Source organism: Turicibacter sp. TJ11 (genome assembly GCF_021497505.1).
GTDB lineage: Bacteria > Bacillota_I > Bacilli_A > MOL361 > Turicibacteraceae > Turicibacter.
This window is the reverse complement of record NZ_CP069349.1, coordinates 2,545,182-2,570,911: the sequence shown is the minus strand read 5'-3', so window position 1 is coordinate 2,570,911 and position 25,730 is coordinate 2,545,182. Positions and strand designations below refer to the sequence as shown.

At 32.1% G+C, this 25,730-nt stretch carries 19 protein-coding genes; 5 read left to right on the top strand and 14 right to left on the bottom strand.

The window, feature by feature from the left end; genetic code table 11:
* Positions 1–107 precede the first annotated feature (107 nt).
* From pepF to JRC48_RS12255, 11 genes are all read right to left on the bottom strand, one after another.
* Positions 108–1,907 carry an oligoendopeptidase F gene (pepF, locus tag JRC48_RS12305; protein ID WP_235069781.1) on the bottom strand — a complete coding sequence of 600 codons (1,800 nt, stop codon included), beginning with the start codon at positions 1,905–1,907 and terminating at the stop codon, positions 108–110.
* A 794-nt stretch (positions 1,908–2,701) separates the two neighbouring features.
* A complete protein-coding gene (locus JRC48_RS12300) occupies positions 2,702–3,676 on the bottom strand; it encodes a CehA/McbA family metallohydrolase (RefSeq protein ID WP_235069780.1) in 975 nt (324 codons plus the stop codon).
* Complete coding sequence (locus JRC48_RS12295; protein WP_235069779.1) at positions 3,654–4,127, bottom strand: hypothetical protein; 474 nt, start codon at positions 4,125–4,127, stop codon at positions 3,654–3,656. Before JRC48_RS12295 ends, JRC48_RS12300 begins: the two co-directional genes overlap by 23 nt.
* Positions 4,128–4,168: 41 nt before the next feature.
* Complete coding sequence (locus JRC48_RS12290) at positions 4,169–5,701, bottom strand: sodium:solute symporter (protein WP_235069778.1); 1,533 nt, start codon at positions 5,699–5,701, stop codon at positions 4,169–4,171.
* Positions 5,702–5,721: 20 nt separating this feature from the next.
* A complete protein-coding gene (locus JRC48_RS12285) occupies positions 5,722–6,396 on the bottom strand; it encodes a glycerophosphodiester phosphodiesterase (protein ID WP_235069777.1) in 675 nt (224 codons plus the stop codon).
* A 224-nt stretch (positions 6,397–6,620) separates the two neighbouring features.
* A complete protein-coding gene (locus JRC48_RS12280; RefSeq protein ID WP_235069776.1) occupies positions 6,621–7,574 on the bottom strand; it encodes a TDT family transporter in 954 nt (317 codons plus the stop codon).
* 152 nt (positions 7,575–7,726) lie between these two features.
* On the bottom strand, positions 7,727–8,971 hold the full coding sequence (locus JRC48_RS12275; RefSeq protein ID WP_235069775.1) for a conjugated bile salt MFS transporter: 1,245 nt from the start codon (positions 8,969–8,971) through the stop codon (positions 7,727–7,729).
* 78 nt (positions 8,972–9,049) lie between these two features.
* Positions 9,050–10,039, bottom strand: a complete 990-nt coding sequence (gene bsh / locus JRC48_RS12270; RefSeq protein WP_235069774.1) for a choloylglycine hydrolase — start codon at positions 10,037–10,039, stop codon at positions 9,050–9,052.
* Between the two features lie 669 nt (positions 10,040–10,708).
* Positions 10,709–11,536, bottom strand: coding sequence for an MIP/aquaporin family protein (locus JRC48_RS12265; RefSeq protein WP_235069773.1), 828 nt, complete (start codon positions 11,534–11,536; stop codon positions 10,709–10,711).
* A 108-nt stretch (positions 11,537–11,644) separates the two neighbouring features.
* Positions 11,645–13,084 (bottom strand): 6-phospho-beta-glucosidase, encoded by a 1,440-nt coding sequence (locus tag JRC48_RS12260; protein WP_235069772.1) that lies wholly within the window; start codon positions 13,082–13,084, stop codon positions 11,645–11,647.
* 29 nt (positions 13,085–13,113) lie between these two features.
* Complete coding sequence (locus JRC48_RS12255) at positions 13,114–14,997, bottom strand: beta-glucoside-specific PTS transporter subunit IIABC (RefSeq protein ID WP_235069771.1); 1,884 nt, start codon at positions 14,995–14,997, stop codon at positions 13,114–13,116.
* Between the two features lie 231 nt (positions 14,998–15,228).
* Here JRC48_RS12255 and JRC48_RS12250 point away from each other — a divergent pair, with 231 nt between their 5' ends.
* Positions 15,229–15,936 carry a GntR family transcriptional regulator gene (locus tag JRC48_RS12250; protein WP_235069770.1) on the top strand — a complete coding sequence of 236 codons (708 nt, stop codon included), beginning with the start codon at positions 15,229–15,231 and terminating at the stop codon, positions 15,934–15,936.
* Between the two features lie 92 nt (positions 15,937–16,028).
* Here JRC48_RS12250 and JRC48_RS12245 read toward each other — a convergent pair whose 3' ends face one another.
* The 3 genes from JRC48_RS12245 to JRC48_RS12235 all read right to left on the bottom strand — a co-directional run bounded on the left by JRC48_RS12245 (position 16,029) and on the right by JRC48_RS12235 (position 18,841).
* Positions 16,029–17,348, bottom strand: coding sequence for an MATE family efflux transporter (locus tag JRC48_RS12245; RefSeq protein ID WP_235069769.1), 1,320 nt, complete (start codon positions 17,346–17,348; stop codon positions 16,029–16,031).
* A gap of 75 nt (positions 17,349–17,423) precedes the next feature.
* Positions 17,424–18,206: a MerR family transcriptional regulator gene (locus tag JRC48_RS12240; protein ID WP_235069768.1), complete on the bottom strand. Its 783-nt coding sequence runs from the start codon at positions 18,204–18,206 to the stop codon at positions 17,424–17,426.
* A 332-nt stretch (positions 18,207–18,538) separates the two neighbouring features.
* Positions 18,539–18,841, bottom strand: coding sequence for a hypothetical protein (locus tag JRC48_RS12235; RefSeq protein WP_235069767.1), 303 nt, complete (start codon positions 18,839–18,841; stop codon positions 18,539–18,541).
* Between the two features lie 215 nt (positions 18,842–19,056).
* Between JRC48_RS12235 and JRC48_RS12230 the strand changes: the two genes are divergently transcribed.
* The 4 genes from JRC48_RS12230 to JRC48_RS12215 all read left to right on the top strand — a co-directional run bounded on the left by JRC48_RS12230 (position 19,057) and on the right by JRC48_RS12215 (position 25,362).
* Positions 19,057–19,731, top strand: a complete 675-nt coding sequence (locus JRC48_RS12230; RefSeq protein WP_235069766.1) for a GerMN domain-containing protein — start codon at positions 19,057–19,059, stop codon at positions 19,729–19,731.
* A 168-nt stretch (positions 19,732–19,899) separates the two neighbouring features.
* Complete coding sequence (locus JRC48_RS12225) at positions 19,900–20,709, top strand: MerR family transcriptional regulator (protein WP_235069765.1); 810 nt, start codon at positions 19,900–19,902, stop codon at positions 20,707–20,709.
* A 334-nt stretch (positions 20,710–21,043) separates the two neighbouring features.
* Positions 21,044–22,984, top strand: coding sequence for an FAD-dependent oxidoreductase (locus JRC48_RS12220; protein WP_235069764.1), 1,941 nt, complete (start codon positions 21,044–21,046; stop codon positions 22,982–22,984).
* Positions 22,985–23,379: 395 nt separating this feature from the next.
* Positions 23,380–25,362 carry a penicillin-binding transpeptidase domain-containing protein gene (locus JRC48_RS12215; RefSeq protein WP_235069763.1) on the top strand — a complete coding sequence of 661 codons (1,983 nt, stop codon included), beginning with the start codon at positions 23,380–23,382 and terminating at the stop codon, positions 25,360–25,362.
* The last annotated feature ends 368 nt before the right edge of the window (positions 25,363–25,730 follow it).

The window sequence follows — 25,730 nt, the reverse complement described above, 5'->3', positions numbered from 1 at the left end:
TACCTAAATTTAATTTAATTAATGCTTAAAAAATATATCATCCCGATTTTTAATTGTAAACTGTTAATCTGTTAATTCAGTTATTATTTTCAAAATTTTTCTATTCTTTAAATTAACTCTTCTAACATATCAAGTAATTCATTAAATCTCTCAATAGTCGCTTCTAGTGGTTTTGGTGTTGTCATATCTACTCCAGCCTGTTGCAATGTATCAATTGGATATAAAGATCCTCCTGCTTTTAAGAATCCTTTATACTTTTCAACAGCCGTTTCACCATTTTCTAAAATCGATTTAGCAAAAGCTGATGCTGCGGCATAGCCGGTAGCGTATTGGTAAACATAGAAGTCACTATAGAAGTGTGGAATTCTTGCCCATTCAATTTGAATTTCTTCATCTACAATCATCTCAGGTCCAAAATATTTTTTATTTAAGTCAAACCAAATTTGATTTAAATCATCAGAAGTGAGTGAACCACCATTCTCTAACGTTTCATGTGTGATTAACTCAAATTCAGCAAACATTAATTGGCGATAAACCGTTGTTCTAATTTGTTCAAGTTCTTGGTTGATTAAATATAATTTTTTGTTTTTATCTTGCTCTTTATTAATTAAATCGCTGATCAGTAAAATCTCATTTGTTGTTGATGCTACTTCAGCACAGAATAACGTATAGTTTCCATACACATATGGCTGTTCTTTTCTTGTGTAATATGAATGAATGGAATGTCCCATTTCATGAGCAAGTGTTGAAACGTCATTTAACTCATAATTATAATTTAATAAGACATAAGGCATTGTATCATAACTTCCCCATGAGTATGCCCCGCTTCTTTTCCCTTTGTTTTCATAAACATCTACCCATCCTTCATGAATTCCTTCATCAAAGATTTCTAAATATTCTTTACCGAGTGGCTTTAATCCTTCTTTAACCATTTTAACGGCGTCATTATATTCAATATGCATTTTAGGAACATCAATCACTGGAACATATAAATCATACATATGCATCTCATCTAAGCCTAATAATTTTTTCTTTAACTCTACATAGCGATGAAGTGATTTTAATTGATGATTAATTGTTTCAATCGCATTTTTATAGACTTCTACTGGAATATCATTAGGTTTTAATGACGCTTCTAAAGATGAAGCATATTTTCTCGTTTTGGCATAGAAGATGAATGTTTTTAAAGAACTTGTTAAGCTAGTTGCTAAAGTATTTTCAAATTGTTTATACGTTCCAAATAATAATTTAAAAGCTTCTTCTCGCACACGGCGATCTTTACTTTTAATAAAAGAACTATAATTTCCTTCTGTTAATTCTACTTCATGATTATTTTCATCTTTAATTTTTCCAAAACTTAAATCAGCGTTTGTTAACATGGAATAGATACTTTCTGGAGCACCTAAGCAATCAGAGGCAGATGCTAATAATTCCTCCATCTCTTTAGAAAGAATATGTGGCTTTTCTTTTAATAAGACTTTAAAGAATGTATCGTATACCTTTAATTCGTCATCACTTTCAATCATCTTTTCAATCGTTCCATCTTCAAGTGATAAAATTTCAGGTGTGAAAAAGGCACTATAACTTGAAAACTCAGCCATGAATGGATCAATTTTATTCACTAACGTTTGGAATTCAGAGTTTGATGTATCTTCATGACTCTTCATATGAGCGAAAACATATAATTTCTCTAATAATCGCGATAATTCCTCTTGTACCTTTAAGTATGCTTTTAAATCAGTGATATTTCCAAGACGTCCTTGGAACTCTTTTAGTTGAGGCGCATGTTCCTTTAAGTATTGAAAATCATGCTCCCAAGCCTCTACACTTGCATAAACTTTATCAATCTTCCACTTAGACTCCTCTTCAATTTCATTACGTGATTTTAAACCCATTGTCTGACTCATTTTTTCCTCCTTCTAATCAATCTCAATTGATTACTTTTTCTAACATACTATTATTTTACTACCATTAACTACTCATCATTCATCTTAATGACTTTTTATTGTATAATTAGCTCAACTGATGACATACTGTTCATCTATATAGACCCTCACGCCTCGAGGGCACCACCATAAACGAAAGTGAACGACCTTTTGATAGATTCTAGTTTTACCATAATAGATTAAACAAGGAAGACAAGATGCGCCTTTCATTTTTGTATGCCTTTATCCCTTATTTTAAAGACCTACACGAGGAGGTCTTTTCAAAGTCGCCTTCGTAGAGAGAGTTTGTATTTATTTTCATAGTAGAAACTGATCAGTATTTGACATCTAATGTTTATTATCAAAACTAAGGATTACTTGACTTATCAAGACATTCTATAGTCCAGCTAAAAATTTTCTCTGAAGAAAATTTATCTGGACTTATGTATCTTTCGAATAGACAAGTAAACTATATCGGATTTGAAGCTTCTAGTATATAAAGCTTATAATTTAATATCTAACTAAATCATAACATGTTATGCTAGTTTATTCTACGATAATACCGTAATAATAACTAGAATTAACTAATTTAAGTACTTACTACCAATTGACCCATTATTGAGACAACTATCACTATACGTTTAAAGATAAAAACCATTACCTAAGCTGAGAGTTAACATGATCTTAGATAATGGTTCTTTCAATTTATAGTCCTTTCAATAATTTTTATTTTTGTGATGATTAAAAAATGATGTGATAACCACTCATTTCTACCTTTATTCAATGTAAAAGGGATTAGTAAAAGCTAATCGAGAATTTTCTACTCCTAAATATTCTCCTATCAAATCTACTCTTAACCATCCCTTTTCAAGATTTAGTAGAATCTCGTGCTCTTCTTCATAATTAGTTTCATAAATAATTTTGCCGTTATGAATGAATTTAATTTCTTTTGGCTTTATATCAAAGATTTGCCACTTACCGATATTTTTTTTACTATCTATTTGAATTTTAATCAATGATCTTCCTGGATTAATGACATCCCCCACTTCATAAACTTGATCATTTTTCTCGATTTGAGCCGTTAATAATGGTCCCAATGTTACGACTATTCTTCCCTTTTTGATAGCCTTCACAATCTGTGTTGAATCTAGTATTTGTTGAATATCTATTCCAATATAGGTATTTCCATAACTAACTGGTATTCCGTCCGCTCGATGATAATCGCGCCCACTTGTTCCTGTAATTTTATAACCTTGGTTTAACTTTTCTTCCCACAGTTTAAATGCTCTAATTGTTCGAACTTTCCCTTCAGGAAAATCACGTGACCAAACTTCAATAAAATCAACCAGAGAATAATCTTCAATATTAAATTGAAAATCATATCCCGTATTGATTGGAGTTGAAAGTGCATAAGGATGAGCAATACCCGATATCCCTCCGCTTTCATGAATCGCTCTTAAAGAAGCATCTAGATTATTCTTCTTTGATTGACGCCAATCACATTTCCCTTCTTCTCCTAGTACTAAAAGATGTCCAAAATAAGTCGTCCACTCAATCCCTTTAACTCCAATAAACTGATATTTCTGTAAGGCTTTTTCAAACTCATCATAGCCTGAAAAGGTATTATGATCCGTTAAACAGACGGCACTAAAATCTAACGATTGTACCGTTTCAACTAACTCATCTAACGTAAAATCCCCATCACTATGATAAGTATGTGTATGTAACTCAACCGCATGCCACTTCATCATACTCCCCCACCACCTTTAACTCAACATTCACTAATTCTGTAAAAATTTGATGACAATGTATAGTTACTCCCCACTCACCTTCAATCATATGAGGTGAAATAAAACCTGGGGTTACTTTATTCTTAGAAATTTCAATTGTTTGATTAGATTCCCACTTATGACGATTACCAATAAATCTTCCATTACAATCAAGAGAGATTGTTAACAAATTTTTAATGGTATCAAAATTCTCTACTTTAAGTTGATCTAACTTCCCATCAAATTCACCATAGTATTTTTTTATGGCTTCGCTTACTGATTGAGAAAATAAGGAACGATCGGTCACTTGATCAGGAGAATAACTAAATAATAAACTTATTTTTTTAATTCCTCTTGGAACACTAAATGAAGTAAAATAATCTTTTTCTGAAAAATCTTTTGTCAATTTAATATTTTTCTTTAATAATATCATCTTGTAAACTCCTTAAGTCATAAATGAAAGCCTAGTTAACACTAGGCTTTTAATGGTTTTAGATTCATTTTTTGTTCTTCAGCTTCACGTGATAACATGACTAATTGAACACGCTCTTGCTCTGAATGAACTGGGTTTGGTGTTAAATAACTCACGACAACTCCTGTCACAAAAGTTAATAATGTCACTGGTAAAGCTGGTCCTCCAAAAACGTTCACCACCCACGTATTGAATGGAGTAATTAGTAAATAACAAATTCCGAAAATAATTCCAATCGAAATAGTTGCAATTCCTCCTTGCCAAGTAGCACGTTTCCAAAAACGTCCTAACAGTAAGGCCACTCCAATACCTGGCATTAATGATCCAATAACATTACTAATATAACTCATAACATCCGTAGCAAAGATTGTCATTACAAATGCAGAAACAAGAATAATCACTAATAAAATACGAGAATATTTTGGAATATCTTCGTCTTTGACATGACGATTAAAAATTAACACATAAATATCTGTCAAAAAGGTTGTGACACCTGCAATAGCATCCGAATCAGCTGATGACATAATAGCTGATAACCCTGCAATTAAAAATAATAATCCAATGATTGGGTTGAATACAGTTGTTGCCATATATGAGAATGCAAAGTCTGGATTTGCTAACACATGATCAGCCCCGTTCATAGTTGCTAACGTAAAACCAGACATTCCCACAATAGCTGGTAGAATAGAGAAGCAGCCAACAACGATTGCTGCAACTAAAATACCACGTTTTGCAGTTTTTTGATTTTTAGCCGTATAAATGCGCATGTGTGCAGTTGGTCCTGCCATCGCACCGTAAAATGAAGCTAAAGCAATCGATAAGACTGAATTAAATCCTAACTCACCAATTCCAAATAACGTTAATGCTCCTGCTTTATCAGCCGCTTGATAAGTTGCCACAATATTTTCAAAGCCTCCTGCAGCTGGTATCGCCATAAACGCAATAAATAAAAATCCTGTAAATAAAAGAATAGCTTGAATAGCATCCGTATAAACAACTGCCATATATCCCCCAATAAATACGTAAATAGCAAAGGCAAAAACAGTCATCACTTTAGCTGGTAATAAAGGCATTCCAATCAAATATGATAAATAATTTGCTCCTCCATTAATGGCACTTCCAACCCAAATAATTGAAACTACAAATATGATAACAGACATAAACTTTCGCATCGTATGACTACCATCATAATAAAACTGTAATTCTTCACACAATGTTCTAAATTTGAACTTTCGCACATGTGAAAAACAAAAAGCTACTGTAATTAATCCCATAGCATTTGCCAATGGATAAACAGCTCCAAGCCAACCACTTCTAAATCCATTAGCTGTTGCTCCAACGGACGTTCCTGTTCCAATAGCAGTAGCTGCTGACGTCGCAATTAACAATAATAATCCAATGTTGCGCCCGCCCATTAAATAACCTTCACCTTCAGTACTTCCTTTTTTGCTACTAAAATAAGCGATTGCAATCATTATTCCAATATATACAACTAATCCAAAAATAAATAATACTGGATAATTATTTGTGATCATCGTTCATTCTCCTAACTTATTTATGCAATTTTATATTCTCTCTTCTTTAATTTATTTAATAATATTTCAATTTCATTTGTAGTAATGGAATCAACCCCTAGTTTAATTAATCGATTCATTTCTGTTTCTTCATCAACGGTCCAAACGGAAACAAGTCGTCCACTTTCATGAAACAAATCAACTAACATAGGTGTGACCTCTTTGTAATTTAAGTTAATCCCTAATGCCTCAGTTGAACAAATCTCATCTCGAATGTTACGAACATAATCGGCATCCTGATATTTTAGGTCGTCTAAATGAAAATTAACATAATACGGAATCCCAATATGTTTTACGTTTTCCATCTGTTTAAATTCAATTCCTGTCAAAAATGATCGTTCCATCATGTCGTATTTTTCTAACAGTCGTTTAATAATAGATATTTCACTTAACTCTTTCATATCTAAATTAACACTTACTTGTTTATATGGACTTAACACTTTAAGTGCCTCATCTAGTGAAATATAATCACTTTTATCTTCATTAATTGGATCATGACTTAATACTGGACATCCATTTTTCAAAAACCTAACATCTAATTCGACAATACTAATAGGATACTTTAGAGCTACTTCAATGGAACTTAAACTATCTAACTGAGTATTCATACATCCCGCATGTGCAGCAACCATTATTTCTTTACTCTCTTTCTCCATGCCTAATCTCCTTTCCAATACTTCATGCTCTCATATTACTTTATAATTCATCATTAAAGATTAACTGAATGTAAATGTATCGTTAATAATTGTTAATAATATTAAAATTTTATTAATTATAAAATGATCCGCACAAACAATCTTAATCTCTTTAAAATCATAAAAAACTACCCATCTTATGAGTTTCATTCACAAAATGGGTAGTTTCTTTTATAAGCAATATGCTATTTAGCTAATTCTCTTCGATAGGATCTGACAATCATACGAATAAAGTTATAAACAACAAACGCAATAATTGCGGTTGTTAGATAAATTTGAATTCCTGTTAATTGGTGTAAGAATTCTCCTATGACAAAGTGCTGTTTTTCAATGACATACGCACTAAATCGTTGTGTAGCAACGGTTCCGATAGCCATCGGGAACGTAAGTCCCGCAAATCCTGGATGGAAAGAGAAACGAAAGAAATGAGGAATATGATAAATAATATAAATAAACGCACTAAAAATAATGACGTACAGGGCATATAAAATATTAGGATTAGGATGTTCATATACGTTTAATAAACTAACTAATATCAAACAGCCCGGCGCCATTAAGATAGCCGCTGTATGATAGACTTGCTCTGCTAATGGACGTTTTAAAATACGAAAAAGCATGAATGGCATAATCAAAATAAACATGATTAAACCATATAAAACAATGATTCTTGAAATGATCGGTTCATGCATATGAGATCCAACAACAGTTGAAACAAGTAATCCATCATACGTAACAAACCAAGTAGGAATAAAAGACTCTTTATCAAATCTTTTAATAACATGGGTATAGGTAAAAATAACAGTATGAATCAGATGAATTCCAATTGCAATCAACCAAATGGTTTTTCCTAAGTCATAAAAATAATCTGCAATAAAGCTTCCTAAAATCATGGTCAACATCGCAAATGTAGCATATAAACTAGCAGGAATCACATCTTTATATTCTAATTTCACTTTTTCAAAATGTAAAATTAATTTTAAAACGGCAGCTAACCAAACGAGTGTTGCCATAGTAACTGATAGATACTTCACCCAAGTATATCCTAATGCAAAATAAATATTAGATAGTGTGACTAATCCAATAGCCGTTGCAATGACACCTACTGGTAATTTTCCGATTTTCTCTAAAAGTATTTTCATCTTCATAATTCCTATCTTTTATTTTACGAGTTTGTATGAGTGACTCATATGAAGCAATATTAAGGAGAAGCTATTAAAAATCACTATACACCTTTAAATATTTGCTTTAAGTTAATATCTTATACACATGCGCAAATAAAAGATTGATTATTCTAAGATAACGATTTATTTTTATATCCTTTAACTCCTGTTAATAGTAAAGAATATCCAATAATTGTACATCCGAGTAAAGTAATCCATGCAGCAGTAAAACCTGATCGATCTACAATCATTCCAAATAAACTTGATCCTGCAGCAAATCCAACCGCAAATGCTAAACTAATAATTCCAAGCTTAACACTAGCTTCTTTTTTACCAAAGACATCACTTGCCATAAAAGCAGGGGCAGACATATATGAGTAAACATTTAATCCATAACCGATTGAAAATAAGAAAGCTGCCATTGGGATATATTCTGCTAATAACATCGCGAGAATAGCAATAATTTGTAAAAGCATGGCAATAAACATTGTTTTGAAAGTTGCAAATCTATCAAATAAAACTCCACCACCAATATTTCCGATTAAACAACAAGCCGCAAAGACAGAACCAAGTGTTCCAACTAATGTTGGGCTAAAATGTAGTTCTCCTGTAAAGTAAGTCGCATATTGTGTACTTAATGCTGAAATAGCAATCGCCATAATGGCATATCCCACAACAAAAATCCAAAAATATTTACTTTTTCTTACTTCTGCTGCACTTAATCCTTCATCTTCAACTAAAGGATTAACTGCTTCTGTTTCATTTTTAGATTCTTCTACTTCTTTAGGTAAGCGGATAAAGAATAAAATAACAGGTAAGCTAACAATTAAAGAAAGAAGTCCGAACATGATATATGACGCTGAAGGACCTTTAGTCGCTAATGATTGTGAGGTTAATTGTTGTAAAAAGATATTACCGATTGATCCACCAGAGAAGGCAATTCCTAATGCTTTCCCGCGTCCTTTATTTGGAAACCAGTTATTAATAACATAAGGAACTCCTAACCCTGAAAATAGGACACATCCTACTTGTTGAATTCCAGAATATAAATAAAACTCAGGTAGAGTTTTTGCAAAACCAAAACCAACAAAGGCTAAGCTTGATAAAGCTGTCCCGATAATAAATAATAATTTAATATTAACTTTTCCAAATAGTTTCCCTAAAAATGGTGAGAAAATGGCAGCTGCCACTGCACCAAATGTAAAAATTAAACTAAAAGAAGCTAATGAAAAATTAAATTTTTCAACCACATATGGAATAAAAAGTGGTTGAATATTTTGAGCAATTCCAAAAGGAATCGCTTGAATAAACATACAGACAAAAATAATAAAATATTTTTTTCTATCTATTGATGAGTTACTGATTGTTTGTTCCATAAAAATCGACCTTTCTACATGACTAATTAGAGATGCTCCTTAAACTTAAGGAGCATATTTTTGATAAACAAGTTTTTATTAATTTTGTAAAGTCACAGCAAATTCATCATTAAATTTAAATGATTTAATTTCTTTTGCGTCTAAATCTTCATTATGCATATTAATAGCTGAAATCGTATGATTTGTATAAGTATTATAATAATAAATTCCACGTTCTTGATCCATACAAGATGTATATAACGTAATGTCATTTAAATGTTGAGGAGTAACGACTGATCCTCGAACCATTGCCACTCCATTTAAGATGTGGAAGAATTCACTGATTCCAGAGTAATTAACATTTGCATAATCGATATTATTACGTAAGAAAGCAGCTTTAACAAAGCGTGATGGTGATGAATAATCTCCTGGTAATGAGAAAGCACCAAGCCCTTGTCCTAATGGATGTAATTCTTGTTCTCCGAGTGTTGTATCTTTTGGTTGTGTCGACGTTAATCCCATGTATTGAGTTAAGTTTGTTAAATGCCAATCAAAAGTTGGCGCATTCGTTAAAACTCCTACTTTATTATCCATAACACTTAAACCATTAACTGTTTTTTCTACAACGATACTTTCACCTGTTTTATCACAAATCATCCAGTGTAAAGGAGCAATTGGAGTTTGTTCATTGACAGGAACATCAACTAAAACAACATCTTTTAAAGCTTCTTTTACCTCTTGAACAGTTTCAAAGTTTGCAGTCACCCATAAAACTAAATCATAAGGAGGAATATTTGTTTTTCCTTCGATCGCTTTTTCATCCCAGTGTGCGTAGTTAGGGAAGTTTAATCCCGCTGCTGCTAATCCTTTTTCATTAAAAAGCTCTGCGTAACATGGATGTTCATCAATAATGGTTCCCATTCCAATGACTGCATACTTTGTTTGATTCATTTCACCTGTTGCACGATTTTTATAGTCAAAGCGACGTGGTGTTAATAAAATTGACTGATTAAATGAATATTCAATATCCATATTTCTACCGAATAAATGTGAACCATCTTTTGCTGTTAATGATAATGCTGTACACATATGTTAAGTCTCCTTTCGATCACCTTACAAAGTAATTTGATCTCCTTTTATTTTTGACAATTTTTTTAGAAATGTTGATAGATAATAAAACTAACATTGAAATAAATTATACTAACTAACTAGTTATTAAAAATCTTTATTTCAACCGCTCTAAGTTTCAATACTTACTTAAAGTAACGGTCTATTCTTATGATGTCTATTTTTTCACGACTTAAACCTATAATCTACTTTGTACCGTTAATATCTATTGACTCAAGTAACTTATATCTCATAAACTCATGTCATTATTAGCTAAAAATTAGATTGTTTAAAATGTTTAATCACTATGAAATAAACATATAGATTGATTAAGCCTAAGTCACTCTTATTTTTACTGTTATGGATTATATTTTTGAATCAGTCTCTTTTTATTCATTATGTCAAAACCTCCTAATGAATTTCACAGTTATAGTTTAATCCCATTGCAACCATAAGTAAAATAAATTATTATTATAAATTCTATAATATATACTTATAATAAAACATTAAATCTCTTACATTAGACAAAAAAAACCATTCTCTTACACCAAATTAAGAGAATGGTTTTTTAGCGACTCTATAAAAAACAATCAATATTTTTCAATCCTAAAAGATGACTCAATGATCAAAAAATTTTAATTTAAATCGTTATCATGACTTATGCATTTTAATGAAACTTAATTTTTTTAAATTAATTTTTGAGTTGACTTTGATTAAAGATAAAACAACTATATTTAGGAGCATGATCACAAATAATCTTACATCGATGACTTTTTCATAAATAGCTAAATAAACAAATGTAGCTGTAATTCCTCCAAGCAGTGGAGCAGTAATTGGAATCCATGCATATCCAAAATCACACGATCCTTTTCCCGGAATAGGTAATAAAAAATGAGCTAACCGTGGACCTAAGTCACGAGCTGGATTCAAAGCAGCACCTGTAACGCCTCCAAAACAAGTTCCTAATGAAAAAATGATTCCTCCAACCACTAATGGTTTTATTCCTTCTACGAACTGATTTTTATCAAGGATAAACAGAAAAAAGATTAACGTAAAGGTGACAAGATATTCACTGATAAAATTCCCCATCGTATGTTGAATTTGTGGTGAAGTCACAAAAACATCAAGCTTTACGGTTTCATCTTCCGTTACTTCCCAATGAGGTAAAAACTCTAAATAAACTAAAAAACTTCCAAACATCGCCCCTAAAACTTGTGCCAAAACATAGCCCGGAACAAGTGTCCAGCTTAGATTTCCTCTTAATGCTTGTGTCACACTAATGACAGGATTTAAGTGAGCTCCACTAATATCTCCTACCGCATACATGGCGATTGCCACCGCAAATCCCCAAACTAAATTAATCGCTAACGATCCAACTTTAAATGTTCCAGATTCTTTTAGTGAATTTCCAGCAATCACTCCACATCCTAAAAAAATCAGGATACTAACTCCAATAAATTCAGCTAAATAAACACTCATTGCACTCCTCTGCTTATAGTCTTTTACCTGTCTTTTTAACTACTCATCTTTATAAAAGAAGGAACCACTTCTAATTAGGTGATTCCTTCTTTTACTATATTTTATGACTTAGCAGTTTTCGCCTTGTGTCGCAATAACTTCTTTATACCAATAGTATGAATCTTTTCGTAAACGTTTCATTGTTCCTTTACCTTCGTTATCACGATCTACATAAATCATTCCATAACGTTTTTTCATCTCACCTGTTGTGAATGAAACTAAGTCGATAATTCCCCATGGTGTATATCCCATTAACTCAACACCATCATAGTTGACTGCTTTTTTAATTTCTGCAATATGTTTTGATAAATAATCAATACGATATGTATCATGAATTTGCTCATCTTCTTCTACGATATCGTGTGCTCCAAATCCGTTTTCAACAATGAACATTGGAAGTTCATATCGATCATAAATACGATTTAATGTATAGCGTAATCCAACTGGATCAATTGGCCATCCCCAATCACTTGCTTTAATATATGGGTTTTCAACTGAATTAGATAAAGCACCGTTTACAACATCTTCAGCGTTTTCATTATGAACATCTGCCTTAACAACTGTTGACATATAGTAACTAAATCCAATATAGTCTACTGTTCCTTGTTTTAAGATGTCTTCATCGCCTTCTTGCATTCCAATATCGTATCCTTTGCGTTCAAACTCTTTTAAGGCATAACGTGGATAATGTCCACGAACATGAACATCTAAGAAGAAGAAACGTTCACGCATGGCTTCTTCGGCTGCCATGATATCTTCTGGATTACAAGAGTATGGATAAATTGGAACGTGTGATACCATACATCCGATTTTAAATTCTGGATTAATTTGACGACCTTTAATCACTGCTTTTGCACTCGCTAATAATTCATTATGTGCGACTTGATATAATACCGCTCTTGGATCTTCATCTTTTGTTAAAGTAACACCTGAGTTTGTCCATAAGAATAATGGATTATTGGTATCCATTTGATTATTAATTTCATTAAACGTCATCCAGTATTTTACTTTATCTTTGTAACGTGTAAAACATACTTCAGCAAAGCGCTCAAAGAAATCTACTAATTTACGGTTTCTAAATCCTCCGTATTCTCTAGCTAAATGAAGAGGTAATTCAAAGTGAGATAATGTAATAACTGGTTCAATTCCATATTTTAATAATTCATCAAAAACATCATCATAAAATTTTAATCCTTCTTCATTTGGTTCTAACTCATCTCCTTTAGGAAAGATTCGTGACCAAGCAATTGATGTTCTTAAGCATTTAAGTCCCATTCCTGCTAATAAAGCAATGTCTTCTTTATAACGACCATAAAAATCAATCGCTTCATGATTGGGATAGAATGTATCCTCTAAAATTGTTTCTGTAATTTTTCGTGGAACACCGTGTGCTCCAGCTGTCATGACATCAACAACACTTGGACCTTTTCCACCTGCATTCCATCCTCCTTCAAATTGATGAGCGGCAAAAGCCCCTCCCCATAAGAAATCTTTCGATAATTTATTCATAACTTATTTCTCCTTTTTTCTTCATTTAACTACATATTTGTCATTTTCTTTAAATTAAGAATTGGTTTTCCTTTTTCAACAACTTCTTCAACACAAATCGTCTTTTGTTCAAAACAGTGACTGTTTGTAATAACGACTGGTGTCACTAAAGAATATCCTTCTTGCTCAATCATTTGACGATCAAATTCTAAAAGTAAATCTCCCTGTTTTACGGTTGAGTTAGCTGAAACTTTTAAATTAAATCCTTTTCCATTCATTTTAACCGTGTCCATTCCAACATGAATTAATAACTCAATTCCATCTTCTGAGCATAATCCAATCGCATGTTTTGTCTCTGCTACGAAAAGCACTGTTCCATTAAATGGTGCATACACCTTATTATCACTTGGATCAATCGCAATTCCATTTCCCATAGCACCTGAAGAAAAGACTGGATCATTTACATCTGCTAATGCCATTACTTTACCTGCTAATGGATTTTTTACTTCTGTATCATTTGCCATTAAAACAGGTTTAACAGGTTGTTTTTCTTCAACTTCTTCAGTTTCTCCAAATCCTACAATTTGAACTAAAATAATAGCTCCAAATAATGAAATAGCTGCACCAATTAACATTCCAATAATTGAATTTGGATTATCTGGTGTAATCGCATTAACCACTGTTAAGACTCCTGGTAATCCTGCATACGCATAATATGCAATATTAAAGAATGATCCAACAGCAGCTCCAATTGCTCCTGCAATACATCCACAAATAAATGGTTTTTTAAATTTTAATGTCACTCCATAAATCGCTGGTTCAGTAATTCCAAATAATCCTGTAATTCCAGCTGATAAAGCTAAATTTTTTGTTGCCATGCTTTTTGCCTTAATAAAGACCCCTAAAGCAGCACCTGTTTGTGCAATAACAGCCATCGTTTGGAACGCTTGGAACGTATCCATTCCGTATAAATCATAATTTGCTAAACACATTGGTGTTACTCCCCAATGTACTCCAAAAATAACAACAGCTTGCCATAATCCTCCAATGACTGCTGCAGCAACAACTGGTGCAAAATTATATAATGTGTTATAAGCATTCGCAATCGCTGTCGCTAAAGCATCTGATACCGGTCCAATCGCTAAAATAGTTAACGGAACCATGATTAGCATACAAAGTAATGGTGTAAATAAAGACTTAACGACATCTGGTAATCTTTTTTCAATAAATCTTTCAACATAAGATAATAACCAAACTAAAAATAATGGTGGTAAAACTGATGATGTATAAGTCGTTTCAGCTAAGCTGATTCCTAAAAATTTAATACTTTCTCCCGAAGCGATTCGTGCCGCCATTTCTGCCCATGTTGGACTGACTAATGCAGCAACACAACCAATTGCAATAAACATATTACATTTGAAGTGTTTCGATGCTGTGATCGCAATAAAAATCGGTAAGAATGTAAATGGTGCCCATGACATGAAACTTAATACTTCATATGTTCCAGTCGCTTCAAAAGCTGGATTAATCATGTTAATTAAGATCAACGCTCCTTGTAAAATCCCTGCTGCTGCTAAAATATAAATGAATGGAGCGAATACAGCAGACATCGTCGCAATGATTCGATTTAAAACACTTCCCTTTGGAGCATCTTCTTCTGAAGCTTGACTATCTAAGTTTAATTCACTAGCTACTTTATCAAAAACTTTTCCTACGTGTGTCCCAATGACAACTTGAAATTGTCCGTTATTCTCGACAACAGTGATAACCCCTGTTAGCGCAGATACTTCCTCTTTAGCATTTGCTGGTGTTTCTTTTAAAACCAGTCGAAGACGAGTCGCACATCTTGATGCCTTACTAATATTATTTTTTCCTCCAACAGCATGAATAATATCTACTGCTAGTTTCTCATAATCACGTACTGAACCGGACATATTAATCCCTCCATAATTTTTTACAAATTTAACCCTCTACAATACTTTGAAAGATTAACCCCTTTTAAAAACCCTTACAAAAAATATTGTATGATTATATTTTAATTATACCGGTATAATTGTTCAAGCGTTTTCAGTTTAAATTTTACAAAATTTAGCGATATTGGTTTTTATTTTGAATTATGCTATACTGAAAAAAAATAACTATAAAACATAATAAAGGTGTAATTTATGCTGAAATACGAACAGATCGCAAACGAAATAGAAAACTATATTTATGAAAATAATATTCCTCAAGGAACGAAGTTACCCACCGTTGAAAATTTAGCAGCAGACTATCAGGTTAGTAAAAGTACGATTGTTAAAGCCTTAGAATCTTTAGTGTTAAAGGGGCTTGTTTATCAGGTTCGAGGAAGTGGAATCTTCGTTAGAAAAAAAAGTAGAAATGGTTATATTGATTTAAATGTTATGACCGGTTTAACCAATTCTTTAAAAGACTTTCATATCACATCTAAAGTATTAGAATTTGACGTCATTAGGCCCGATGAAGAATTAATAAAATCTCTTGAATGCGATCCTAATGAAGAAGTTTATATGATTAAACGAATTCGATATCTAAATGACGACATTATGTGTTACGAAGAGTCTTATTATAAAAAAAGCATTGTTCCATTTTTAACAAAAGAAATTGCTGAACGCTCTATTTTTGAATACTTAACGTCAGCTTTAAATTTAAATTTAGGTTTTTCTGATAGCTATATTCATATTGAACTACTTGATTCAAAAGTAGCTAAGTTACTGGATTTAGATACGACAAGTCCCGCCATGATTTTCTTACAACAACTATATTTATCATCTGGACAGTTATTTAACTTTACAAAATTAACGTATCATTATAAACATGTGAAATTCTTTCTTCAATCAAGCTCAATTAAATAGTGTATTGTTATCATTCATAATAAAAATGCTCATCAAACATAACCTTGTTGATGAGCTTTTTTATATCATTATTTAATGAGAGGTATCTCTATTTAATTAGATACTTTTTTTCTTAACAAAAGAATTCCAAGAATAACTGTTACAAATTCAGCAAACGGAATCGTTAACCAAATTCCATTTAATCCAAGAAGTTTTGGTAAACAAATGATTCCTAATAGAATAAAGATGAACCCACGACTACTTGCGATCAGTACCGATTTCAGTGCTTCTCCGATAAAAGTGAAGTAACCTGAATTAATAATATTAAAACCATTCATGAAAAAAGCAATGGAATACAGTTTAGCTCCTTGAGTCGCTAAATGAATAATTTGTGGATCTTCTTTAATAAACCATTCAATAAAAGTTTGACCAAAGAAAAATAACGTCATAAACACTAAACTTCCAATTCCTAATCCAACAAAATATGATAGTTTTAACGCTTCTTTCACTCGATGATAAAGTTTACCACCGTAACTATAACTAATAATCGGTCCAATTCCATCTGAAATGCCGAATAAAACATAGACACCAAACTGCCCGATATAATTAATAGCTGTAAAAGCCGCTACTCCACTTTCACCAGCTATATTCATAAATGCCATGTTAAAAATATAGGCACTAATCGCAGCAGATAATGAACAAATCCCTTCAGACGAACCATTATATAACACAGGTAATATCGTCGTTTGATCAAACGTTCCACTAAAAACATTGATGGTACTTTTTTTACTGAACAACGGATGGCTTACCATTAATAAAGCAGACGAATAAGACATTCCAGTTGCGATGGCGGCCCCAACAATTCCTAAATCCAGCTTAGCGATCAAGATGTAATTCAAAAATAAGTTACAAACTAAACTTAAAAGCATTCCTTTAAAATATAAGTCTGGATGCCCAATGAGTCGATTTGAAAACCCAAACAAAAACATAATAGCCATTGGAATCGTAAACATAGAAATTGTTTTAATATATAGGCAAACAGATTCTTTTAAAACGTCGCTAGCACCTAAAAATAAAGCAATTTGTTCATTAAATCCAATTCCTAGTATCGTAATGATGATTCCAGCGATTACGATAAAGATAATAAACGTTTTAAATGTATTTTGGGCCTTTGAAACGTTACCTTCTCCGATTCTTAATCCCATATAACTTTGCGTTCCAACACTAACAACCATACTTAATCCTAAAATAAGTTGCATAAACGGAGCAGCAATATTGATACTTGCCATCGCATTTGATCCTAATATATTTCCTACAAATAATCCATCAATCATCGTTTGCATACCTGCTATTAGCATCGATAAGATGGCCGGAATACAAAAAGTTAAAAATAATTTCGGAATTTTTTCATGATGTAAAATATTGTCTTGCATTTCATGTCCTCCACTCTAACTACTCATTCTTTGAAAAGAATAAAGTATGGAGTAACTCTAGAGTCAAGAGATATTTTAATGAGTGGGAATATAAATATTAGCAAAGTGAATTGTACTATCATCACTTCTGACCATATTAAATGTACACTCAATGATCGGAAAAACTGCTTCATTTAAAATAGAAGTGATTTGATATTTTTTTATAGCTTCATTTAAATAATCAATTAAATTTTCAATAGTATCTTTTCGTGATAATACAATACACTCTCCTTTAAGGTGATACTCTAAATAATTTTTATATTCCTTCTGATTAACAGATTCTTCTTTCATAAGTTCAAATCCAATGATGCTACTATCCACGACTAATTCGTTAGCTTCATTTTTTTTCGTTGTAATTATTAAATCTCGATTTTTAACAATCTCTGCTAACGATTCTTCCCCATTTTGACTCACAAATAGAATTTTTTTATCGATAAATTTTTTGATTAGGGTATCTGGTAAATGAACATTTTGAAACTTTCCCATCGCTAGTGCTTTTTGTTTAAATCGTCCAACTTCTTTTTTTAATTCATTTAAACTCTTTATCTTCTCTTCGATAAACGTTTCATGACTAGAAAATAGTTCAATATATTCATCGATATTTCCCTTATCCAAAATCTCTTTTAACGTCTTAATAGGGATATTTAATTGACGGCTTAATAAAATAAACTCTAATAATTCAATATCACGAATGGTATAATATCGATACCCGTTTTCGTTTCTTACCGTTGGTCTTAATAGACCGATTCGATCATAATATCTAAGCGTATCATGTCGAAGATGATACATTTTAGTCACTTGGCCAATTGTAAATAACATGCTCATTCACTCCTCTGTCTAACTTGATGACATTCATACCATAAAGATTTCATAAACACACTCAATAAAAACATTCACCATTCATTTCTATCATTTTATAATAAACATCTTATTGACGGAATTTTCATTGATCGTATTTAGTATTGCAAATCATGATCTTGTTAAAATAAAAAATACCGCATATGTAGATAGCCCCTCATTCTACATCTTTTCCTAGGAAATATTCCAATAAACGAATCTTTTCTTCTTTATCTAACATTTTTCTTTTCATAAATTTAAAGAACAAGAAAAAAGATTATCTTACTAATGAAGATAATCTTTTTCACTATGATTTAATAATAGCCATGTTCACATAACAATTCGTAACAATCATTGACTTGATCATCGGTAAATAATTCTGCATATTCTGCTTTTACGATTGTTGCTTCCATCGTCAATTCAAGACGCCCTGCTTCAGCTAATTTATTAAAACAATCTGAAGTTCTTCTTTTTCTTAAAATTTCTTGTGCTGTTTTCACAATTCCAAATCGCTCGATCGTTTGAATAAATCTTGTCATCTGACATCCACATTGTTTTTCGGCTAATTCACAGTTTTTAAGGACTTCGGCTTGTAGTTTTTTCTCTAATGCTGTCATTTTTACACTCCAATATTCATGATATTTTAACTAACTATCATTAGTTTATCATAAAAATCGATTTAATACTTGTCATAAAAAAGATCGATTACAATGAATGACATGCATTCTTCTTTTTCAGATGATTTCATTTTTTAAGAAGCACCATAATATAACCTTTTTTTACAACTGACTTTGTTATAATACTGTTGATTTAATTAACTAAGGAGGTTCTTATGAAAAAATTTATGTTATCAGTTTTTATCGTTATCTTTACACTGTTTGGTTTAGTTGGGTGTTCTTCACCTGCTAATGAAGAAAAAAACGAGGCGAATCAATCAGAGCCAGCTAAAGATAATCCATTAACAGATGACACTTCACAAGAACAAAACTCCACACTACAGAACAATGATTCAAACACAGACACCGACTCCACCGATGATTCAAATGCTGATGAAACCGATTCATCTGAAAAAGATGAAGTCACACAATCTAAAATGAGTCGACTTTATTACTATGATATAGAAAAAGACGAAATGTTCTATATTGATGAATCAGTCGACGTCGTTGATGGAGCGTATATTAACGCTTTAACTAAAGGACTTAAAGATAATCAAAACAATGAAGATTTTGTTACAATGAATGAAGAGACATTTGTAACATCTGCTAAACTAGATGAGGAATCTGGCATATTAAATATTTATTTTAATGATAGCTTCTATCTCTCAACTAATTTAGGGTCAGGTATTGAAGTAGGATTTATTAATGCACTCGTCAATACTTACGGATATAACTACAATGTTGATAAAGTTGCTATTTATGTTGAAGGTAAACTCTACGAAGATCAACGAGGCACTATGCCAAATGGCTACTTTCCTGTAACAGCAGAGTCCGCAACTAAATATGAATAAAATAAAAACAGATAGATCGAGCATCGATTTATCTGTTTTTATTTTGACTAAACTTCACTTCAGCGTGAACTATCGCTTTGCGTTTGTGTAAACAGTTTATAGATTTTTACTAACGCTTCTGATACAATAAACGACATATCTTTCAACCTTAAATTTACAGGAGGAATTATGTCACATTATAAAATTGGGCAATTAACAAAAACTATGGGGGTTTCATCTCATCTACTTAAACATTATGAAAAGTTTGGCCTTATTTATCCACACAAAGATGAAGAAACAAATTATCGCTACTATGAATTTGGGCAATTTGGGCGATTAATTCAATCTAAAAAGTATCGTAACATTGGACTTTCGATTAAGGACACTTCCGATATTGTTAACTCTTACGATAACGAAAGTTTAAATCAACATATTAAACATCATATCAAAACACTGGAACAAGAAATTTCTCAGTTAGTTATTCAAAAAGAATTAACGGAACAATTATATAGAGAAAGTTTACAATGCGATGAAAACCTTAATCAATGGTATATTGAAATGATGCCAACTTACTACATCCTAAAGCAAAGTAATAATAAAGAACTTATTGAAGAAAATCATAGCATCGTTAACAATCAAATCAACTTAATTGATCATCTTCCTTTGACTGAATCCTTAATTTATATGCCTCAGTCGAATTTAACTGATTCTCAGTTTAGGTATCACTGGTGTTTAGGTATTCAAGAAAAGTTCTCGATAAACTTAGGTCTTACCCTTGATGAAAGATTTCTCACTTTTCCTCAGCACCGTGCGTTTGTCACTTATCTTAAACTCCCTACGCCATATACTAACAATCAACTTCTTATTAAAACGATTAAATCTCTTTTTGATCACTACCCTTTTACCTGTTGTGGGGATTTAATCGGCATATTAATTAAAACAACACAAGAAGAGGGAAAAACCTTTCACTATTTTAAAGTCTATGTTCCTATTGAATAAGTTAAGGTTTACCCTCAAGTTTTTTACCATTTTCTTTATAATTAATAAAAATAAAACAAAATATACTTCATTTTATCTAAATATATATAAAAACAGAAATGTATTTCATTATTATATGTCAGTCTTAGTTGAACGATTACTTTAATACTGAGGCAGACTATAGTCCAGCTAAAAGTTTTCCGATATGAAAAACTTATCTGGACTTATATATAAGAAAAAATGTGTAATATATATATAATTTTTTCACAATTCGCATTGACTTGCTGCTTACCCTCAGATTTAAACTATGATTTGTGTAATAATGAACAAAGTTTTTGAGGAGGATGAAGTAAGTATGAAACACTTTTCTAAACGTAACGCGGCAATCGCTATCATGATCGCTTTAAGTTCAACATTTGTTGGTTGCTCAGCTAACGAGGGAAATGAAGAAGTAGGGATTTCACAATCAGAAAAAACATTTAAAGCCGGAACTTATACAGCAACAGGACAAGGAAACAATGGTTCTATTAAAGTTGAAGTTGTTTTAAGTGACACAGCAATCGAAAGTATTACTATTTTAGAATCATCTGAGACAGCAGGTCTTGGGGATACTGCCTTACAATCATTAATTGAAGATATTATCGCACACCAAAGCTTAGGTGTTGATACAGTAACAGGAGCATCTAATAGTTCAAAAGCCTTATTAAGTGCTGTTGAAGCTTGTTTAAAAGAAGCGGGGGCTGATGTTGAAGCTTTAAAAGAAGCGATTGTTAAAACAGGAGTGAATGAAGAAATTTCAACAGAAATCGTTGTTGTTGGTGGAGGAGCTTCAGGAAGTGCTGCCGCTTTACAAGCTGTTGAAGATGGTGCAAAAGTTACGTTAGTTGAAATGACAGCTTCACCTGCTGGACAAGGAACAATGGCTGGTGGATTATTCGGAACAAATTCAACACAACAACAAGAACAAGGTAAAACAGTCGATGGAAAATGGTTCTATGACCAATTTATCAATACAAGTAACTACACAGCTAACGGTGGATTACTTTCAAAAATCATTCAAAGATCAGGTGAAACAGTTGACTGGTTAATTGAAAACGGAGTTAACTTAATCTTAGCACACCCATCAACAGGTGGATACGAAGAACATAAACATACACATCCTTCATCAACCATTCATGGATATGTTGATGGTGGGACAGTAGCTATCACAACATTACATGAACAAATTGAAAATAAAGGTGGAGAAGTTTTATACTCAACAAAAGCCACTGAATTAATCATCGAAAACGGTGAAATTAAAGGAATCAAAGCTGAAAAAGAAGATGGAGGAATCCTAACAATTAAAGCTGATGCAGTTGTTTTAGCAACTGGAGGATTCGCCGGAAATGAAGAATTAGTTAAAAAATATTTTGGAGAAGAAGTTGGAACAGGTCGCGTGGCGACAAACATCGGAACAGGAATTGAAATGGCAATTTCTGCAGGAGCTGCAGCAAGCTATGAAGACGCTATTACAATGCACTATGGAGTTAACCGCGGAGGTACAACTTGGGGATCAGCATTAAACTCTGCTTTAATTAACCCATTCCTTTTCGTTGATGTTGATGGAAATCGATTCATGAACGAAGAATCATTCATTTTTGAACCAATTAAAACGTCAAATGTTATTAAATCATTACCTAAAATGACAGCTTATCAAATCTTTGATCAAACAATGATTGATATCGTTAAAGAACAAGGACCAGCAGGATTAACAGACGTTTACACAGATGAATTAGCAACTGACCCAACCATCTTCATTGAAGTTGGACATGAAGTTAATACAGCTAAAGCAGCTGAAGTAGCACATACACCAGCAGACGTTATGCCTGATATTGAAGCTTTAGTTGAAGCTGGAAGTATTATTAAAGCTGACTCTGTAGAAGAATTAGCTGAAAAATTAGGAATGTCTCATTTAGTAGATACAATCAACCGTTATAACGAGTTAGCTGAGGCTGGTGAAGATACAGATCACTTCAAATCTGCTAAATACTTAGATAAATTAGAAGGAACATTATATGCTGTTAAAACAACGCCTTCTGTCTTCTTAGGAACATTAGGAGGAATTGACATTAACGATAATGGAGAAGTTTTAGATCCAAACGGTAAAGCCATTAAAGGATTATTTGCTGCAGGATGTGAAACAAACGGAGTTTACGGAAATAGCTATGTTTACTTCGAAGGTGGAACATTAGGATATGCTTACGGTTCAGGTCGTATTGCCGGAGCTAGTGCGGCACAAAGCGTTAAAGCTGAATAATTAAAACAAAAAGATGATTTCTTTTAAATAAGAGATCATCTTTTTTTTATCTATATAGAAACAGAAATGTATTTCATCATTCTACCTCAGTCTTAGTTAATCGATTGCTTTAATACTAAGACAGACTATAGTCCAGCTAAAAGTTTTCCGATATGAAAAACTTATCTGGACTTATATATTATCCCAATAAATTCTATCGTCTTTCACCCTACTCTTCTTTCATGAACTCAATCATTTTCTTAAAAAACTGTCGTTCATTCAAACAAAATAGTTCATCCGTTATAATGACTTAAATTGCATCATATGATTGTTTTAAGCCACTTTAATAAATATTATAATTTAGCAAAACAGTGCTACTATGGTTATACCGAATGAGAAAGGAATGAGGAATTAGAATGAACCGTTTTTTTAGTATACTTTTACTTTGTCTCTTACTATTAGTGGGATGTTCTTCTAATAAACAGGAGCTATTATTTAACAGCTTTTCAGAAAAATTAGTCAATGAAGATTATGAGAACTTATATCTTCTACTTAGTAGTGAGTCACAGCAATCAGTATCACAAGAAGATTTTATCACAAAATACAAAAATATTTACTCAGGAATTGAAGCAACTAATATTCAACTTGAAATGGGAGAAGTTGATAAAGAAAATAACCTAATTCCTTTTAACTTATCCATGGATACAAAAGCAGGTGAAATGAGTTTTTCTAGCTTTGAGCTTCCATTTGTTAAAGAAGAGGGTGAACTTCGTATTGTATGGTCAGAAAAGCTTATTTTCCCTATGATGGAAAATGGTGATAAAGTCAGAGTTCGTACGCTAAGCGCAAACCGTGGAAGTATTTTTGATCGAAATGGTGAAGCAATTGCAAAAGATGGAACCCTTATCACAATTGGTATTCACCCTTCTGTTTTTGATCAAGAAAATAGAGACAGTAAAATTAAAGAATTAGCGACTATTTTAGATATCAATGAAGAAACGATTATTAAAAAATTGAATGCTAATAAAAATCCGGATCATTTCGTTTCAATCGTTGATCTGTTAGAAGAATCTCCTAAGTTAGCCTCACTACAAAATCGTCAAAATGAAGGAATTTTAACACAAGCAAAACAAGGTCGCGTCTATAAAAATGATGAATCTTTCGGACGACTGTTAGGCTACATTAGACCCATTACAGAAGAGGAATTAAAAAACGATGAAGAAGGTGTTTATACAACAACGTCTCTTATTGGAAAAGCTGGACTTGAACAAGTATATGAGTCAACATTACGAGGAATCAATGGTGTTGAAATTTATATTGAGAGAGATGGACATAAAGTTGAAACGTTAGCTATAAAAGAAGCACAGCATGGTAGCAGCATCACCCTTTCAATTGACGCTCGACTTCAAAAACTTACCTATGACAAAATGAATGGAGAAAAAGGATCAGCAACAGCTGTTAATCCAACGACAGGTGAAATTCTTGCTTTAGTAAGTTCACCGTCTTATAACTCGAATTGGTTTACTACTTATATGACAAAAAGCGATCAACAACATCGTGAAAACATTAAGTATGAAGATGAGAAAAATCGTTTTGCAAGTTTATACTCTCCAGGCTCTACATTTAAGCTGATTACAGCAGCAACAGGACTTGAAACTCAAACAATCAACCCAACTGAAATTAAAACTATTAACGGTAGTCAGTGGCAACCAGATAGCTCTTGGGGAAATTACAACATTAGACGAATTAATTCTCAAATGAACATTGATTTAAGAAAAGCAATTAAATATTCAGATAATATTTACTTTGCCATGAGTGCTCTAAAGATGGGAAGTGATTCTTTAATTCAAGGAGCGAATAACTTTACAATTGGAGAGAAACTAAACGTTGGTTACCCAATTAATCAGAGTCAAATATCAAACTCAGGAACGATTAATTCTGATATTTTGTTAGCCGATACTGGTTATGGACAAGGTGAGATTATGGTAACGACATTAAATATGGCCCTTGCTTATAGTGCTCTATCAAATAAGGGTAACATTATGAATCCAACGCTTGTTTTAAATGATAATTCCTCAGCAAGTGTCTTAAAAGAATCTGTTATCTCAGCAGAAAACTTACCGATTTTACAAGATGCCTTTTCAGCCGTTATAGAAGAAAGTGATGGTACTGGTCGCTTAGCTAAAATTGATGGTGTTAAATTAGCTGGAAAAACAGGAACAGCTGAAATTAAATCTTCTCAAGGAGAAACGGGACATGAAAATGGATGGTTTGTCGCAACTGATCTTGATTCATCTAAAGTTTCGATTGCTGTTGTTGTAGAAGATGTGCAAGAAGGTCTTGGTACACTAGGGGTTGTCTCAATTGTTCATGATATTCTTACGGATTATTTAAAATAATAACAGGATTAATTTTTACTGAAATTACAAAAAAGTGTTGCAACTAGCAACACTTTTTTTATTAAGTTTTGAAATGGTTTTATACTTCTCATTAACATTCAGTCTGCTTTAATGGTGGTCACTAATGTACTTCCCTATTTGTTTCAATCACTTTTTTATATTGATTTAAACTTTTTTTTATCAATTCTAACAATATATATTTTTAATAATTAACTCTTCTTATACTATCTTTGATTTATACTATAGATCAATATTCAATTAATAATATAGATATATATTCAAATATTTTAATTAGTTTACTTTTATTGTATTAATAATGAAATAATTGGAAATAATATATAGGATTAATCAGATTACAAATATATTTT

What these genes read in the sequence shown, in the direction of transcription:
- JRC48_RS12265 (WP_235069773.1), bottom strand. Translation starts at nt 11,536, where the DNA reads ATGAGTGTTTATTTAGCTGAATTTATTGGAGTTAGTATCCTGATTTTT.
- pepF (WP_235069781.1), bottom strand. Translation starts at nt 1,907, where the DNA reads ATGAGTCAGACAATGGGTTTAAAATCACGTAATGAAATTGAAGAGGAG.
- JRC48_RS12285 (WP_235069777.1), bottom strand. Translation starts at nt 6,396, where the DNA reads ATGGAGAAAGAGAGTAAAGAAATAATGGTTGCTGCACATGCGGGATGT.
- JRC48_RS12235 (WP_235069767.1), bottom strand. Translation starts at nt 18,841, where the DNA reads ATGACAGCATTAGAGAAAAAACTACAAGCCGAAGTCCTTAAAAACTGT.
- JRC48_RS12255 (WP_235069771.1), bottom strand. Translation starts at nt 14,997, where the DNA reads ATGTCCGGTTCAGTACGTGATTATGAGAAACTAGCAGTAGATATTATT.
- JRC48_RS12245 (WP_235069769.1), bottom strand. Translation starts at nt 17,348, where the DNA reads ATGCAAGACAATATTTTACATCATGAAAAAATTCCGAAATTATTTTTA.
- JRC48_RS12280 (WP_235069776.1), bottom strand. Translation starts at nt 7,574, where the DNA reads ATGAAAATACTTTTAGAGAAAATCGGAAAATTACCAGTAGGTGTCATT.
- JRC48_RS12215 (WP_235069763.1), top strand. Translation starts at nt 23,380, where the DNA reads ATGAACCGTTTTTTTAGTATACTTTTACTTTGTCTCTTACTATTAGTG.
- JRC48_RS12290 (WP_235069778.1), bottom strand. Translation starts at nt 5,701, where the DNA reads ATGATCACAAATAATTATCCAGTATTATTTATTTTTGGATTAGTTGTA.
- JRC48_RS12250 (WP_235069770.1), top strand. Translation starts at nt 15,229, where the DNA reads ATGCTGAAATACGAACAGATCGCAAACGAAATAGAAAACTATATTTAT.
- JRC48_RS12225 (WP_235069765.1), top strand. Translation starts at nt 19,900, where the DNA reads ATGTCACATTATAAAATTGGGCAATTAACAAAAACTATGGGGGTTTCA.
- JRC48_RS12260 (WP_235069772.1), bottom strand. Translation starts at nt 13,084, where the DNA reads ATGAATAAATTATCGAAAGATTTCTTATGGGGAGGGGCTTTTGCCGCT.
- JRC48_RS12240 (WP_235069768.1), bottom strand. Translation starts at nt 18,206, where the DNA reads ATGTTATTTACAATTGGCCAAGTGACTAAAATGTATCATCTTCGACAT.
- JRC48_RS12295 (WP_235069779.1), bottom strand. Translation starts at nt 4,127, where the DNA reads ATGATATTATTAAAGAAAAATATTAAATTGACAAAAGATTTTTCAGAA.
- JRC48_RS12220 (WP_235069764.1), top strand. Translation starts at nt 21,044, where the DNA reads ATGAAACACTTTTCTAAACGTAACGCGGCAATCGCTATCATGATCGCT.
- JRC48_RS12275 (WP_235069775.1), bottom strand. Translation starts at nt 8,971, where the DNA reads ATGGAACAAACAATCAGTAACTCATCAATAGATAGAAAAAAATATTTT.
- JRC48_RS12300 (WP_235069780.1), bottom strand. Translation starts at nt 3,676, where the DNA reads ATGATGAAGTGGCATGCGGTTGAGTTACATACACATACTTATCATAGT.
- JRC48_RS12230 (WP_235069766.1), top strand. Translation starts at nt 19,057, where the DNA reads ATGAAAAAATTTATGTTATCAGTTTTTATCGTTATCTTTACACTGTTT.
- bsh (WP_235069774.1), bottom strand. Translation starts at nt 10,039, where the DNA reads ATGTGTACAGCATTATCATTAACAGCAAAAGATGGTTCACATTTATTC.